Source organism: Paraburkholderia sediminicola, from assembly GCF_046027825.1.
Lineage (GTDB): Bacteria > Pseudomonadota > Gammaproteobacteria > Burkholderiales > Burkholderiaceae > Paraburkholderia > Paraburkholderia sediminicola_D.
Genome location: NZ_JAQQDU010000145.1, coordinates 1 through 15,310, shown reverse-complemented (window position 1 = coordinate 15,310; position 15,310 = coordinate 1). Strand labels below are relative to the sequence as shown.

General features: G+C 61.8%; 17 protein-coding genes. 16 read left to right on the top strand and 1 reads right to left on the bottom strand.

The window, feature by feature from the left end; genetic code table 11:
• The 15 genes from PQQ96_RS39590 to hypA all read left to right on the top strand — a co-directional run.
• A partial coding sequence (locus PQQ96_RS39590) for a hypothetical protein (RefSeq protein ID WP_408302495.1) occupies positions 1 to 188 on the top strand: 188 nt, incomplete at its 5' end.
• A 117-nt stretch (positions 189 to 305) separates the two neighbouring features.
• Positions 306 to 1,364 carry an NADH-quinone oxidoreductase subunit B family protein gene (locus PQQ96_RS39585; RefSeq protein ID WP_408302493.1) on the top strand — a complete coding sequence of 353 codons (1,059 nt, stop codon included), beginning with the start codon at positions 306 to 308 and terminating at the stop codon, positions 1,362 to 1,364.
• Between the two features lie 48 nt (positions 1,365 to 1,412).
• A complete protein-coding gene (locus PQQ96_RS39580) occupies positions 1,413 to 3,227 on the top strand; it encodes a nickel-dependent hydrogenase large subunit (protein ID WP_408302491.1) in 1,815 nt (604 codons plus the stop codon).
• Complete coding sequence (locus tag PQQ96_RS39575; RefSeq protein ID WP_408302490.1) at positions 3,224 to 3,838, top strand: NifU family protein; 615 nt, start codon at positions 3,224 to 3,226, stop codon at positions 3,836 to 3,838. Before PQQ96_RS39580 ends, PQQ96_RS39575 begins: the two co-directional genes overlap by 4 nt.
• Complete coding sequence (locus PQQ96_RS39570; RefSeq protein WP_408302488.1) at positions 3,835 to 4,470, top strand: DUF5947 family protein; 636 nt, start codon at positions 3,835 to 3,837, stop codon at positions 4,468 to 4,470. The genes PQQ96_RS39575 and PQQ96_RS39570 overlap by 4 nt, the downstream gene beginning before the upstream one ends.
• On the top strand, positions 4,463 to 5,110 hold the full coding sequence (locus PQQ96_RS39565) for a DUF6084 family protein (RefSeq protein WP_408302486.1): 648 nt from the start codon (positions 4,463 to 4,465) through the stop codon (positions 5,108 to 5,110). The genes PQQ96_RS39570 and PQQ96_RS39565 overlap by 8 nt, the downstream gene beginning before the upstream one ends.
• Entirely contained in the window at positions 5,107 to 6,546 is a 1,440-nt protein-coding gene (locus tag PQQ96_RS39560) for a hypothetical protein (protein ID WP_408302484.1), read from the top strand. The genes PQQ96_RS39565 and PQQ96_RS39560 overlap by 4 nt, the downstream gene beginning before the upstream one ends.
• A complete protein-coding gene (locus PQQ96_RS39555; protein ID WP_408302482.1) occupies positions 6,543 to 7,094 on the top strand; it encodes a hydrogenase maturation protease in 552 nt (183 codons plus the stop codon). The genes PQQ96_RS39560 and PQQ96_RS39555 overlap by 4 nt, the downstream gene beginning before the upstream one ends.
• Positions 7,095 to 7,225: 131 nt before the next feature.
• A complete protein-coding gene (locus PQQ96_RS39550) occupies positions 7,226 to 7,327 on the top strand; it encodes a DUF6893 family small protein (protein ID WP_408302480.1) in 102 nt (33 codons plus the stop codon).
• A gap of 24 nt (positions 7,328 to 7,351) precedes the next feature.
• Entirely contained in the window at positions 7,352 to 9,763 is a 2,412-nt protein-coding gene (gene hypF, locus PQQ96_RS39545) for a carbamoyltransferase HypF (RefSeq protein WP_408302478.1), read from the top strand.
• Between the two features lie 90 nt (positions 9,764 to 9,853).
• Positions 9,854 to 10,168, top strand: coding sequence for a HypC/HybG/HupF family hydrogenase formation chaperone (locus PQQ96_RS39540; RefSeq protein WP_408302476.1), 315 nt, complete (start codon positions 9,854 to 9,856; stop codon positions 10,166 to 10,168).
• Positions 10,169 to 10,196: 28 nt separating this feature from the next.
• Entirely contained in the window at positions 10,197 to 10,913 is a 717-nt protein-coding gene (locus PQQ96_RS39535) for a D-sedoheptulose-7-phosphate isomerase (protein WP_408302474.1), read from the top strand.
• Positions 10,910 to 12,184 carry a hydrogenase formation protein HypD gene (gene hypD, locus PQQ96_RS39530; protein WP_408302472.1) on the top strand — a complete coding sequence of 425 codons (1,275 nt, stop codon included), beginning with the start codon at positions 10,910 to 10,912 and terminating at the stop codon, positions 12,182 to 12,184. The genes PQQ96_RS39535 and hypD overlap by 4 nt, the downstream gene beginning before the upstream one ends.
• 94 nt (positions 12,185 to 12,278) lie before the next feature.
• Positions 12,279 to 13,370, top strand: coding sequence for a hydrogenase expression/formation protein HypE (gene hypE / locus PQQ96_RS39525; RefSeq protein WP_408302470.1), 1,092 nt, complete (start codon positions 12,279 to 12,281; stop codon positions 13,368 to 13,370).
• A 17-nt stretch (positions 13,371 to 13,387) separates the two neighbouring features.
• On the top strand, positions 13,388 to 13,717 hold the full coding sequence (gene hypA, locus PQQ96_RS39520; protein ID WP_408302468.1) for a hydrogenase maturation nickel metallochaperone HypA: 330 nt from the start codon (positions 13,388 to 13,390) through the stop codon (positions 13,715 to 13,717).
• Between the two features lie 401 nt (positions 13,718 to 14,118).
• On the opposite strand, the gene PQQ96_RS39515 is transcribed toward hypA, so the two are convergent.
• Positions 14,119 to 14,268, bottom strand: coding sequence for a hypothetical protein (locus tag PQQ96_RS39515; protein ID WP_408302466.1), 150 nt, complete (start codon positions 14,266 to 14,268; stop codon positions 14,119 to 14,121).
• Between the two features lie 15 nt (positions 14,269 to 14,283).
• Between PQQ96_RS39515 and hypB the strand changes: the two genes are divergently transcribed.
• Positions 14,284 to 14,937 carry a hydrogenase nickel incorporation protein HypB gene (hypB, locus tag PQQ96_RS39510; protein ID WP_408302464.1) on the top strand — a complete coding sequence of 218 codons (654 nt, stop codon included), beginning with the start codon at positions 14,284 to 14,286 and terminating at the stop codon, positions 14,935 to 14,937.
• Positions 14,938 to 15,310 lie beyond the last annotated feature (373 nt).

The following is a 15,310-nucleotide window of genomic DNA, read 5'->3' as shown; positions in this document are numbered from 1 at the left end:
TTAAGGGCTATCGTCAGAGAATTGCAGAAGACATGCCGATCGGCGTCAATACGCTGCGCCATGTTTCGTGGGTAAGTGACGAAACTGGGTTATTTCATATCGCTGAACTATACTCAAAAAAGTTTTTCGGGCTCATCACGGTGGGCACCATTCCCAAACAATACATGCAGCAAATCCGATCCTTTTAGCCGCATCGTGCGGAATTTATTGCTGATCGATTGCTGGACACGTGACTGCCGTGCGGCACTCGCCACGTATCTTTGCCTGACCTAAAAAGAACGTGGTTCGTAGTGGAGACACACATCATGGCAGAAGCAGACAACGTCCCCTATGGGCGCAAGACTCAGCACGCGCCCGCTCTCAAGGAAGTGCACATCATCTGGATTACCGCGGGCCTCGGCTGCGACGGCGATTCGGTATCGATTACCGCGGCAACTCAGCCAAGCATCGAGGACGTCATTCTCGGTGCGATTCCCGGCCTGCCGAAGGTGCATCTACATAACCCCGTACTGGCGTATGAAAACGGCGACGAGTTTCTCAAGCCGTTTCACCAGGCCGCGCGCGGGGAGCTTGAGAACTTCGTGCTGGTCATGGAAGGGTCGATTCCAAACGAACGTATTAATCGCGAGGGATATTGGGCCGCATTAGGCACCGACCCTGATACGCATGAGCCGATCACGATCCCCCAATGGCTCGACCGGCTCGCGCCGCGCGCGCTGGCGGTAGTGGGCGCCGGCACTTGCGCGACCTACGGCGGTATCCACGCGATGGAAGGCAATCCGACCGGCTGCATGGGCCTCGCCGATTATCTCGGCTGGGACTGGAAGTCGAAAGCGGGCCTGCCGATCGTCAACGTGCCAGGCTGTCCGGTGCAGCCGGACAACTTCATGGAGACGCTGCTCTACCTGCTCTATCAGTTGGCGGGTCTTGCGCCGATGATTCCGCTCGACGACGCGTTGCGGCCGAAGTGGTTGTTTACGCGCACCGTTCATGACGGTTGCGATCGCGCGGGCTCCTACGAACAGGCGATCTTCGCCACCGAGTACGGCAGCCCGAATTGCATCGTCAAGCTGGGTTGCTGGGGACCTGTCGTGCAGTGCAACGTGCCCAAACGCGGTTGGATGGCTGGCATTGGCGGCTGTCCGAACGTGGGAGGCATCTGCATCGGCTGCACGATGCCGGGCTTTCCCGACAAGTTCATGCCGTTCATGGATCAGCCACCGGGATCGGTGCTGTCGTCGAATCTCATCAAGAGCTATGGTCCGCTGATTCGCAGCCTGCGCAAGCTGACCAACAACACGCTCAACGACGAGCCGAAATGGCGTCACAACGGTTCGAAACTCACGACCGGCTACCGTCGCTGATCTGGCGGCGTAGTTGACGGAATTCGACTTGTCAGCAGGGAGAAGGTCATGGCCGTTAGTACTGCACCTGAAGCGACCGCAAGCACCCAGGCAGCGCCGGGCAAGCTGGTCGAAATGAATTGGGATCCGATTACACGGATCGTCGGCAGTCTGGGAATTTACACCAAGATCGATTTTGCGAACCGCCGCGTGGCGGAGTGCTACAGCACCTCGTCGATCTTTCGTGGTTACAGCATTTTCATGAAGGGCAAGGACCCGCGCGATGCGCACTTCATCACGAGCCGTATTTGCGGGATCTGCGGCGACAATCACGCGACCTGTTCGGTCTATGCGCAGAACATGGCGTACGGTGTGAAGCCACCGGCGATCGCGGAATGGATCGTCAATCTGGGTGAAGCGGCCGAATACATGTTCGACCACAACATCTTCCAGGACAACCTGGTGGGGGTGGATTTCTGCGAGAGGATGGTCAAGGAGACCAATCCGGGCGTGTGGGACAAGGCACAGAAAACACCCGCGCCGCAGGCAGACAAGCACGGCTACAAAACCATCGCGGACATCATGACCGCGCTCAATCCGTTCACCGGCGAGTTCTATCGCGAGACCTTGATGGTCAGCCGTTATACGCGCGAGATGTTCTGCCTGATGGAGGGGCGCCACGTGCATCCGTCGACGCTTTACCCCGGTGGCGTGGGCACAGTGCCGACCATTCAGTTGTTTACGGATTACATCACGCGTCTGATGAGGTACGTCGAGTTCATGAAGAAGGTCGTGCCGCTGCATGACGATCTGTTCGACTTCTTCTATGAAGCGCTACCGGGTTACGAAGAAGTCGGCCGCCGTCGCATTCTGCTCGGTTGCTGGGGTTCGTTCCAGGACCCGAACGTGTGCGATTACAGCTATAACACGATGACGCAATGGGGCCGCGGCATGTTCGTCACACCCGGCGTGGTGGTGGACGGCGAACTGGTGACGACCGATCTCGTCGATATCAACCTGAACATCCGCATCCTGCTAGGCAGTTCCTATTACGACGACTGGGATCACGAAGAAACCTTCGTCAAGCAGGATCCGCTCGGCAATCCGGTGGACCGCAAGCATCCCTGGAATCAGACCACGCTGCCGCGTCCGCAGAAGCGGAAATTCGACGGCAACTACACGTGGGTGATGTCGCCGCGCTGGCTCGACAAGCGCACGGGCGATCATCTCGCGCTCGACACCGGCGGTGGGCCGATTGCACGCTTGTGGGCGACGGCGTTGGCTGGGCTGGTCGATATCGGTTACATCAAGGCGACCGGCCAAAGCGTGAAGATCTATTTGCCGAAGACCGCGCTCAAGCCCGAAGTCGAATTCGAATGGAAGATTCCGAAGTGGAGCAACGCGATCGAGCGCGATCGCGCCCGCACGTATTTTCAGGCGTACTCGGCGGCTGCGGCGTTGTATTTTGCTGAGCAGGCGCTGGCCGAATTGCATGCGGGCCGCACCCGCACGTTCAGCGACTTCACGGTGCCGGAAGAGGCCATTGGTTGCGGCTTCCATGAAGCGGTGCGCGGTGTGCTCTCGCATCACCTCGTGATCCGCGACGGCAAGATTGCCAACTATCACCCGTATCCGCCCACGCCGTGGAACGCCAACCCACGCGATATCTACGGCACGCCTGGACCCTATGAAGACGCGGTACAGAACACGCCGATCTTCGAAGAAAACGGGCCGGACAAGTTCAAGGGCATCGATATCATGCGCGCGGTACGCAGTTTCGACCCATGCCTGCCGTGCGGCGTGCATATGTATGTCGGCAATGGCAAGACGATCGATACGTCGCACTCACCGACCTTCGGCGTGATGCAGGGAGCGCACAAGTGAGCCACGAGAGCGCGGTCGCCGCCCAGCAACGCCGCATCGACGAACTGATTGCGGCGCTGGAAGCGCTCGACGATCCGCGCGCGCGTGAGCCTGCCAAAGAACTGTTGCAGGTCGTCCTCGATCTGCACACGAACGGGCTCGCACGCCTGATGGAGATCGTCGCGGAGGCGGGCGCGATGGACGACGCTATGGTCGAAGCGTTCGAGCGCGATGCCGGCGTGTCGGCGGTGCTGCTATTGCACGGCTTGCATCCGCAGGATCTGCCGACGCGCGTCTCGCATGCGGTCGAAAAGATGCGGCCGCTGCTCGGCGCTCAGGGCATCCAGATCGAACTGCTCGACGCCGCGGAAGAAGCTGTGCGTGTGCGGGTTGCCGGCCGGCTGCAGGGCAAGCACAACTCGGTGGGCGAATTGCAGCAGGAGATCGAACGATCGATCTTCGAAGCAGCGCCAGAAGCAATGCGCGTCGAGATCGCGGGGCTGCCGGACGTAAACGTGCATGAACTACGCTTTGTGCCGCATCACACTCAGGTAGCAAGTGATGTATCAACCCAGGTAGCAAATCAGCTACCAAGTGAGGTAGCAGGCCGGACCGAGGCCGGCGCGCAATGACCCCCGCCGCCACGACACGCGGCTGGGTCGCGCGGCTGCGCCATTTCGTGCGCAAAGCCGAAGACATGCAGTGTGAGTTGTGCGGCCTGCCGCTTCTATCCGATCATCCTCATCTGTTCGAAACCGCCAAACGGCAGCTTTTTTGCTGTTGCCGTGCGTGCGCGTTGCTGTTCGGCAGTCAGCAGAATGCGCGCTATCGTCCGGTGCCGCGCGACGCACATTATCTCGACGGCTTCCGCATGAGCGATGCGCAATGGGACGCGTTGGCGATTCCCATCGATATCGCTTTCTTCTTTCATGACAGTCAGGCACAGCGTGTCGTGGCGCTGTATCCTGGGCCGGCCGGCGGCACGCAATCGCTACTGGAGCTGCAAGCGTGGGACGAACTGGTCACTGAGAATCCGTTGCTCGCGCAACTGCAACCTGACGTCGAAGCGCTGCTGGTCAACCGCAGCGAAGGCGCGCGCGATTATTACCGTGTGCCGATCGACCAGTGTTACGCGTTGACCGGTGTGATTCGCGCACGCTGGCGCGGACTGTCCGGCGGGCGCGACGCGTGGGATGCGATTCATCGTTTCTTCGCCGCGTTGAAGGCGCATGGCCCGGTGCCGGAGGGCTTGCTCCATGCCTGATCTCGGGTTCACCGTCGAGTCGGCCGAAGTCGTGCCGTTCGCCGCAGCGCCGCTGCTGACGTTCAGGCTGCATATTGTCAATACGCCGGCACAGGAAGAGATCGCCAGCATTACCCTGCAATGCCAGATCCAGATCGAAGCGACCAGGCGCCGCTACGTGCCCGCCGAGCAATACGGACTCGAAGATCTGTTCGGCGCGCCACCGCGTTGGGGTGAAACGCTGCGCACGCTGCTATGGGTCCATACAACGGCGATCGCGCCACCGTTCACCGGCGAGTGCACGCTCGATTTGCCGGTGCCGTGCAGCTACGATTTCAATGTCGCCGCAACCAAATATTTTCACGGCCTTGAAGAAGGCGAGATTCCGCTGATGCTGCAATTCAGCGGCACGGTGTTTTATCGCGAAGCCGACGGCGCATTGCAGGCCGCGCCGATTCCGTGGCACAAGGAAGCGGCCTATCGGCTACCGGTCGCGCTATGGCGCAACATGATGACCCGCTACTACCCGAACGGCGCCTGGCTGTGTTTGCACCGGGATGTGTTCGATCGTCTCTCACGTTACAAAAGCAGGCGGGGTCTCACGAGCTGGGAGCAGGCAGTGTCTAGCCTGCTCGACGGCGTCGAGGAGGACATATCGTGAACGCGGTTGAGAGTGTCGTTCAGGCGGTGCTGTACGAAGGCTACATGCTGTATCCGTACCGGCCGACCTCGGTCAAGAACCGGCAACGCTGGACCTTCGGCGGCGTGTATCCGCGCGCCTATGCCGAGGCATCCGGCAGCGATCCGTGGGTGACGCAGACCGAGTGTCTGCTGCGCGGCGACAAGCGCACCCGCGTGGCCGTGCGGCCCGGTTTTCTGCAGGTGATCGAGCGGATGGTGCTCGATGTGGCCGATGGCGCCGCCGCGCGGCCGGAGTCGGGTGAGCCGGCCTGGCGGACCGCGCCGGTGCTCGATATCGACGAGCGGCGCTACACCCCATGGCAGGAAGCGGCCGAGCGGCACATTGCCGTGCCGGTGCTAGTCGTCGGCGAATTGCTTGATGCACCGTTGCAGATCGCGTTCTCGTTCGACGCTGCCAGCGAGCTCGAACCGCTCGCCGACAGGCAAGGCACGCTGCGTGGCGCGCTGCGCCGCACCCGCGCTTCGCTGCAAGGCCACGTCGAACTGAGCGCGGCTAGCGTGGCGGCCGGGGTTTATCGTTTGAAGGTGCGTATCGTCAACGAGACGCTGCTCGACAACGCGGGTGAGCTGAAGCGCGATGCCGCTTCGTTGTACGCGCTGGTGTCCTGTCATACGGTGCTGACCATCGAGGGCGGCACGTGGATCTCGTCGATCGATCCGCCCGCCGAACTGGCGGCGGCAGTCGCCGCGAGCCGCAATATCGGCGTGTGGCCCGTATTGGTGGGCGACGAACAGCAGCCCGACACGATGCTCGCCTCGCCGATCATCCTCTACGATTTCCCGCAGATCGCGCCCGAAAGCGCGGGCGATCTATTCGATTCTACGGAGATCGACGAGATCCTCACGCTGCGCATTCTCACCATGACCGACGACGAAAAGCGCGAAATGATTGCCACGGATGAGCGAGCGCGAGCGTTGCTTGCACGTACCGAAAGTCTCGGCGCCGAACAGATGGAGAAGCTGCATGGCACCTTGCGCCAGGTGCGCGCGCTCGACGCGGCAAGCGTGGGCGCATTTTCCCCGCTAGACGCGTCCGCCATGCCGGTGTCGCCATGGGCCGAGTTCGACGCACGGCCGCACCTCGCCTGCGTGCGGGTGGCGGGCGTCGAAATTCGGATCGGCGATCAGGTGCGCCTGCGCCCGCGTGGCCGCGCGGACATCTTCGATATCGCGCTGAGCGGCATGATTGCGACGATCGAATCGATCGAGCGCGATTTCGACGATCACGTCCACGTTGCCGTCACGGTCGACGACGATCCAGGCAAGGACCTCGGCATGCAGCGCATGCCCGGTCATCGCTTCTTCTTTGGCCCGGACGAGATCGTGCCGTTGGTCGATGCGTCCAGCCCATCCGGATCGTCTAGTTCGTCCACTCGTAAGGGAGGCCATGCGTGAACGCGATTCTGGTGGCGGGCCTCGGCAATGTGTTTCTCGGCGACGATGGCTTCGGCGTCGAAGTGGTCCGTCGTCTGCGGGAGAAACTGGCGGCCGGTGAGCTGCCGGCGTTCGCCGATGGTGTGAGCGTCGCGGACTTCGGCATTCGCGGCATCGATCTGTGCTATGCGCTGCTCGATGGCGTGGAGAGCGCGATTCTGATCGATACGACGCAGCGTGGCGGTGCGCCGGGCACGTTGTATGTGATCGAGCCGTCTGTTGACGAGTCTGCCGGCAATGAACCCAGCGATCCGTATGCGGCGCCGATCCTGATGTCGCCGCATGAAATGGATCCGGCCAAAGTGCTGCAAACGGTGCGGATGCTGGGCGGCGGTTGCGAGGACATCGTGGTGCTGGGTTGCGAGCCGCATGACTTCGGGTTTGAGAATGGCGAAGAAGGAAGGATGGGTTTGAGCGGCGCGGTGGCCGCGGCGGTCGAGCAGGCGGTTGAACTGGCCGTGAAACTGGTGATGGCGCGGATGGAGCGCTCGTCCGCACGTGCGGCTTGAGCGGCCCGGCGACCCGACGGGCAGGTGGTTGAGTTGTCATCCGCATGCTCCGTTCGAACGGTTGGACAACGGAGCAACCCGTCGACGGACCGTTACGGACGCGGTGTGAAATAACTGAAGTGGGAGGCGTCATGAAAAGCTTTCTGAAGTACCTCTTGTTGCCGGCGTTGATAGTCGGTGTGATGGCGAATATGAAGGACATCAAGCGCTATATCCGTATCCGCAACATGTAGGCGTTAGCAGCCAGGGAGTTGGCGATGAGCACACATGCACAGCCTGCCGGACAGTCTTCGCCTCCACGTTCGGCGATCCCCGGGCCGGTCGGCGAGGAAATTCGTGTGCGCGGACTGGTGCAGGGGGTCGGCTTCCGGCCCACCGTGTGGCGGATCGCGCATGCGTGCGGCGTGGTCGGTGACGTGCGCAACGATAGCGATGGCGTGCTGATTCACGCGTGGGGCGATGCGTGGACGCTGCAGCATTTCATCGAAAGCCTGAGCACCGAGTGTCCGCCGCTCGCGCGGATCGACGCCATCGAGCGGCATCAACTGAGCGAAGCGGCCGAGGCCAGCGATTTCCGGATCCTGGCGAGCGTGAGCGGCCATGTGCAGACTGGCGTCACGCCGGACGCCGTGATCTGCGCGGACTGTGCGGCGGAGATCGCCGACCCGGCGAACCGACGTTACCGTTATCCGTTTACGAACTGCACGCACTGCGGCCCGCGTTTGTCGATCGTTCAGGCCATTCCCTACGATCGCGCCAATACGACCATGGCCGCGTTCGACATGTGCGACGCGTGCCGTGCCGAGTATGAGAATCCTGCCGACCGGCGCTTTCACGCGCAACCGGTCGCGTGTCCGGTATGCGGCCCGCGTGTCTGGCTGGAAGGCCGGCATGGCGCGCGTGCCGACGGTGAGGATCCCTGTCGCGCGGCAAGCCTGCTGTTGCGGCACGGTTCGATCGTCGCGATCAAAGGACTGGGCGGCTTTCAGCTCGCCTGCGATGCCGGCGATGAAGTTGCGGTTGCGCGTTTGCGTCGATTGAAACGACGCGAGCGCAAACCGTTCGCGCTAATGGCGCGCGATATGCAGGCAGTACGCCGCTATTGCACCCCCGACCCAGCAGAACTCGCCCTGTTGCAGAGCGCGGCCGGACCGATCGTCATCTTGCGTGCCGACGGGGCGGAGTGTGTCGCGCCGAGCGTCGCGCCGGGTGTCGGTACGCTCGGTTTCATGCTGCCGTCTACGCCGCTGCATCGTTTGCTGATGGAGTCGATCGACTCAGCGCTCGTCTTGACGAGCGGCAACACCAGCGACGAACCCCCGTGCATCGACAATGCGGATGCCCGCGCGCGGCTCGGTCGCATTGCCGATGTTTTCCTGATGCATGATCGCGACATCGCGCGCCGGGTCGACGATTCAGTGGCTCGCGTGGTGCAGGGCGAACCGCGCGTGTTGCGGCGCGCGCGAGGCTATGCGCCGGCGCCGTTGCTGTTGCCGGAGGGGTTCGCGCAAACGCCGGCGGTGCTGGCGATGGGCGGCGAGCTCAAAAACACTTTCTGCCTTGCGCGCGACGCTCAGGCGATCATCTCGCATCACCTCGGCGATCTGGAAGATGCGTTGTCCTATGCGGACTATCGTCGCTCGGTGGCACAGTATCTGCGCCTGTTCGAACATGAGCCGCAGGCGGTGGCACTCGACCTTCATCCGGAGTATCTGTCGCGCAAGATCGGCTGCGATCTCGCGCAAACGTGGCAGGTCCCCGTGGTTGAAGTGCAGCATCATCATGCGCATCTCGCCGCGTGCATGGCCGAAAACGGCGTTGCGCTCGATGCGCTGCCGATGCTCGGTATCGCGCTCGACGGTCTTGGTTTTGGCGACGACGGTACGCTGTGGGGCGGCGAATTCATGCTGGCGGATTACCGCGGCTTCACGCGCCTCGGCAGATTCAAACCGGTTGCGATGCCCGGTGGGACACGCGCCATCGAAGAACCGTGGCGCAGCGCTTACGCGCATCTCATGGCGGCATTCGATTGGCACGGCTTTACGCGGCAATACGCGGGGCTCGACGTGCAGCAGTTTTTGAGCCGCCGTCCGCGCGCCGCGCTCGATACGATGATCGCGCAACACGTCAATAGTCCGCAGGCAAGCTCCGCGGGCCGCTTGTTCGATGCCGTGGCGGCCACGCTCGGCGTGTGCCGGGAGCGCGTGCTTTACGAAGGGCAGGCCGCTATCGAACTTGAGGCGCTGGTTGATCTGCGGGCCTTGAGAGACGACAGCGACGCCCACGCGTATCCGTTTGAGATTATCAGCACCATGCCGGACGGCTTGCGTTGCATCGAGCCGCGACCGATGTGGGAGGCCTTGCTTGGCGATGTGTTGCGCGGCACGTCCGTGCCGGTGATCGCGGCGCGGTTTCACAAGGGACTGGCTATCGCGATCGTGCGGATGGTCGAATGTCTGGCCGACCTGCTGACGGGAGAGGCCGATGCGCGAAGTGTCGCGTTGTCGGGTGGTGTTTTTCAGAATCGCATTCTGTTCGAACAGGTGGCCCGGCGGCTCGGCGCGGCGGGTTTTCGCGTGCTGACGCACCGGCAGGTACCGGCCAACGACGGCGGTTTGTCGCTCGGGCAGGCGGTCGTCGCGGCGGCGCAGCAATGCAACGGCATTTGACCGTGGCCCAGAGGTAGCAGTACGGACGTAGCGGTGCAGAGGCGGTGATGCAGAAATAGCGGTGCAAAAGCGGGTTAAGGGGAGAACACCATGTGTTTGGGCATCCCAGGACAAATCGTCGAAGTGACTGACGCGGCGAACGATCTCGCGCTCGTGAACGTCGGCGGCGTGCGGCGCGTAATCAACATCGCCTTCGTGATCGACGAGGGACGACCGGCGAGCGCGTGCATCGGCGAATGGGTGCTGGTGCATGTAGGCTTCGCGATGAGCCGGCTCGACGAGCAGGAAGCCGCGCGCACGCTCGCGTTGTTGCATGAACTGGGCGTCGCGCAGGGCGAGATGGACGAGATGGACCACACGGACCACATGGACGAATTGCGCGATGAACTGCGCAGTGCGCCATGAGCGCGATCGGAAACCAACGGAGACCGATATGCCCGAACATGAATCGCTGCAGGCGTTGTATCCGTTCCTGCACGGCGCTCGCCAGGACGTGGACAAGCTCGACGCGGCATTACTGGATTCCGTGCGTCTGAAAGCACAGGACAGCGTCGACACCAAACGACGCTTCTTCGACGAGAACGGACCGGCGATGGTGCGGATCGCACATGCGCTAGCCGGGATGTACCGCCACGACGGCCGACTCTTCACGATGGGCAATGGCGGGTCGAGCTGCGATGCCGCGCATATTGCCGTCGAGTTTCTGCATCCGGTGACCACGGGCCGTCCGGCGCTCACCGCGATCAATCTGGTGGCCGACGTCGCCATGATGACGGCGGTCGGCAACGATGTCGGCTTCAGCCATATTTTCGTGCGGCAACTGGTGGCGCAAGGTCGGCGCGGCGATGCGCTGATCGGCGTGTCGACCAGCGGAAACTCCGAAAACCTGCTGACTGCCTTTACGAAGGCGAAAGAGATGGGCCTGCTGACCATCGGACTGTCGGGCCACGATGGCGGACGCATGGCCACCAGCGCCGCTGTCGATCATTGCCTCGTGGTGAAAAGCGACAGCATTCATCGCGTGCAGGAGACGCATGTCGCGATTTATCACATTCTGTGGGACCTCGTGCACACGTTGCTTGCCGACGACCGCGGGAACCTCGCCGGGTCGGGTGGACTGGCAGGCTCGGCAGACGGAGGCGCGCCATGAAATACGTCGATGAGTTTCGCGACCCGCACAAAGCGAAAACGCTAGAGAAGGAAATCCGCGTGCTGGTCTCCCGCATCGAGCGCGCCAAACAACGACCGCTGCAAATCATGGAAGTGTGCGGCGGCCATACCCATACGATTTTCCGCTACGGCATCCAGCAGTTGTTGCCCGATACGGTGGAGTTCGTGCACGGCCCAGGTTGCCCGGTCTGCGTGCTGCCGATGGGCCGCGTCGACGATTGCGTCGCGTTGGCCGAGCGTCCGGAAGTGATTTTCACGACCTTCGGCGACGCGATGCGCGTACCCGGTTCCAGGAAGAGTCTGCTGAAAGCGAAAGCCGACGGCGCGGACGTGCGCATGGTCTATTCACCGCTCGATGCATTGAAGATCGCGCGACTGAATCCTGACCGGGAGGTGATCTTCTTCGGCCTCGGCTTCGAGACGACCATGCCCAGCACCGCGATGACGGTCCTGCAGGCGCATGCGCAAAAGATCCACAATTTCTCGCTGTTCTGCAATCACATCACGATCGTCCCGACGATCAAGGCGATTCTCGATTCGCCCGACTTGCATCTCGACGGATTTCTCGGCCCGGGGCACGTCAGCATGGTGATCGGCACGCGACCCTATGATTTCATCGCACGGCACTATCGCAAGCCGATTACGGTGGCAGGATTCGAACCGCTCGATATATTGCAATCGATGTGGATGGTACTGCGACAGATCGCGGACGGGCGCTGCGAAGTGGAGAACCAGTATGGCCGGGTCGTAACGGAGGATGGCAACGCGCAGGCCCTATCGGCGGTGACGCGCGTGTTCGAGACGCGCGAGTTCTTCGAATGGCGCGGACTGGGTTCGATCGATCACTCGGGCGTCAGGGTCCGAGAGGCGTTTGCCGCGTTCGATGCAGAGCGCAAGTTCGATGTGCCGAACCTGAAAATCGCCGACCCGAAAGCCTGCCAATGTGGCGAGGTCCTCAAGGGCGTGATCAAACCGCACCAATGCAAGGTGTTCGGCACCGCCTGCACGCCGGAGTCGCCGCTCGGCTCGCTGATGGTGTCGAGCGAAGGCGCGTGCGCGGCTTACTACAACTATGGGCGTATCGACACGTCGCGGATCGATGAGCGGCGTGTTGCACGACAGGCTGCGAGCCTGGGGAAGGCGGGGGCGCCGGTTTGCCTCGGTGCGGGGGGCGTCGAGGCCGCGGTTTTACCTGCCTCCACGGTAACGGCGGAGGCAGTGGCGACGTCCATGACGCGAGGTGATCTATGAATGACCGTGCGTGTGCTCCCGTCGAACCGAGTGTGCATCGGCGTTTGTACTTCTGCGTCGATGTAGTCTTCATGTCCACCACGCGAGGCTATTCGTGAACGACCGGGCGTCCGATCCCCTACAGCCCGCGGCACCTCGCCGCGTCGCCCGTGTGCGTGACGTTTCCGTCAATCTGGCACATGGCAGCGGCGGCCGCGCGATGCGCGATCTGATTGAAGACGTCTTTGTTTCGACCTTCGACAATCCCACGCTTGCCGCGCTGGAGGATCAGGCCGTATTCGCGCTCGCCGATCTCGCTACGCGTGGGGACCGCCTCGCCTTTACGACCGATAGCTACGTAGTCGATCCGCTGTTCTTTCCAGGCGGCGACATCGGAACGTTGGCTGTATCGGGCACGGTCAACGATCTGGCGGTATGCGGGGCGACGCCTTTGTATCTCTCGTGCGCGGTGGTGATCGAAGAAGGTCTTGCTGTCGATATCTTGCGGCGTGTCGCCGCGAGCATGCAACGGGTTGCGCTCGAAGCGGGCGTCGCGATCGTGACGGGCGACACCAAGGTGGTCGAACGCGGCTGTGCCGACAAGCTCTTCATCAACACCGCCGGCATCGGCGTGGTGCGTGGCGACGTGTCAATTTCGGCTCGTAATGCGCGTCCTGGCGACATCGTGATCGTGAACGGCTATCTCGGCGATCACGGCGCGGCGATTCTGGTGGCGCGTCAGCAACTCGCACTGGAAGCCGATGTGGAAAGCGATTGTTGTCCACTCAACGGCCTGATTGCGGCAATGCTTGACGCATGTCCGCAGATTCATTGTTTGCGCGATGCGACGCGCGGCGGCGTCGCGACTGTATTGAACGAGTTCGCACAGAGTTCGAACGTGACGATACGACTGCGTGAAGCGGACCTGCCGTTGCGCGAGCAGGTCAAGGGCGCGTGCGAGATCCTTGGTCTCGATCCACTGTATCTGGCCAATGAAGGCAAGCTGGTGGCCGTTGTGCCCGCCGATGCAGCCGAGCGGGTGCTGACTGCCATGCGCGCGCATCCAGCGGGACGTGAGGCAGCGGCCATCGGTACCGTGGAAATGGGCGAGGCGGGCGCGGACGGTCTAGTTGTGATGCAGACGACGTTCGGCGGGCAGCGGATCGTCGACATGCTGGTGGGCGAGCAGTTGCCGCGCATCTGCTGACGCTGGGGGAGCGCGCCATGCACGAGTTGAGTATTGCCAACAGCGTCGTCGAGATATGCGCGGAACAGGCCAACGGTGCGCGCGTGAGAAGTGTGACGCTCGAGATCGGCCAATTGTCGGCGGTGATGCCGGACGCCATCCGGTTTTGCTTCGATGTCTGCGCGAAGGATACGACGGTGGAGGGCGCGACCCTGGAGATCATCGAAGTTCCTGGGCAGGCACGTTGCCTTGCGTGTGGCGAGACACTCGATGTCGACGTGCCGTATGGACAGTGCGAATGTGGAAGCGAAGACCTCGAACTGATTTCGGGGCAGCAGTTGAAGATTCGGCAGATGGAGGTGGTGTGATGTGTACGACATGCGGGTGTTCGAATACGCAGGGCGTGGCGGTGACCGATCTGGATGCGGAGGAAGCGGCGCAGGCGGGAACGCAATCACAATCACAATCACATTCGCAAGGCTCGCAGGATGGCGTTGCACTTGGAGCGCGTGAGCCGGTATATCGGCGAGTGAGCGAATATGAACAGGGCCATGCACTCCGGCACCCTCACAGCCACGCGCATGTGCATGGCCAGTCACATTCACACGCCCCACTGGATTCGGACGACCACGCTCACTCACACGACCACCCGCATTCGCACTCTCATGAGCATTTGCCCGAAGGTGAGGCGGTGCACGCGCATTCGTACGACGGCGTCCTAGCGCACTCGCATGCACATGAGCATTCGCACGATGGCGTCCCTGCGCATTCACATACACATGGGCATTCGCACGACGGTGTCCTCGCGCATTCGCATGACGGCGACCACTTGCATGGTCATACCCATGTACATGATCACCCGCACGACCACGACCACGACCACGGCCACGGCCACGGTCACGACCGTGGAAGCGAGCATGTCACTTCAGTAACGTTGGAGCGGGACATTCTGGCGAAGAATCAATTACTGGCCGAGCGCAATCGTGGCTGGCTGGCGGGCCGTTCGATTCTCGCGCTGAACCTGATGAGTTCGCCGGGGGCGGGCAAGACGACGTTGCTCGAGCGTACGATCCACGATCTTGGCGGCACGTTGCCGCTGACGGTAATTGAAGGTGACCAGGCGACGCTCAACGATGCCGAGCGGATTCGCGCTACTGGCGCGCGTGTCGTTCAGATCAACACGGGCACGGGCTGTCATCTCGATGCGGAGATGGCTTCGCGGGCACTGACGCAGCTTGATCCGCCGATGCATTCGGTTCTGATGATTGAGAATGTAGGCAACCTTGTGTGTCCTGCGTTGTTCGATCTTGGCGAACGGGCCAAAGTACTGATACTGTCCGTTACGGAAGGTGAGGACAAGCCGATCAAGTATCCGCATATGTTTCGGGCTTGTTCGTTGTTGTTGTTGAACAAGATCGATCTGTTGCCGTATTTGCGGTTTGATGTTGAGCGGTGCATTGACTATGCACGGAGGGTCAATCCTCAGATTGAGATTTTGCAGGTGTCGGCGCAGAGTGGAGAGGGGATGGAGGCATGGTATGAATGGGTTCGCGCGATGGGCGCGCGTGGGGTGCGCCTGGCGCTGTAGTTGTAGGTTTTTGGGTTTTTTCCTGCGGGGCGCTTAGTGGCTGTTTGCCTGCGGTATTGGGCTTTGCTTGATTTTTTTGCCTGTGAGGCGCTTTGTTTCTGTGTGCTTTCGGCGTTGGCCTTTCCTTGAATTCTTATTGGTCTATTAGCGTCGCCCCTGTGCGGGGCGGGCACTTACTTCTCTTTGCCGGCCGCAAAGAGAAGTAAGCAAGAGAAAGCGGCTCAAACCGCAAACTCTTAAGCGGGTCCGCCGCGCAGTTGCGGTAGTGGTGCATCTGGAATCCGTGCCCTCGCACCTTCGGCGTGAGTGACAAAGCAGTCATCAGCTCCCACTCCGCACTGCGTGCGTCGCGGATGGGTATGCATGGGAAATC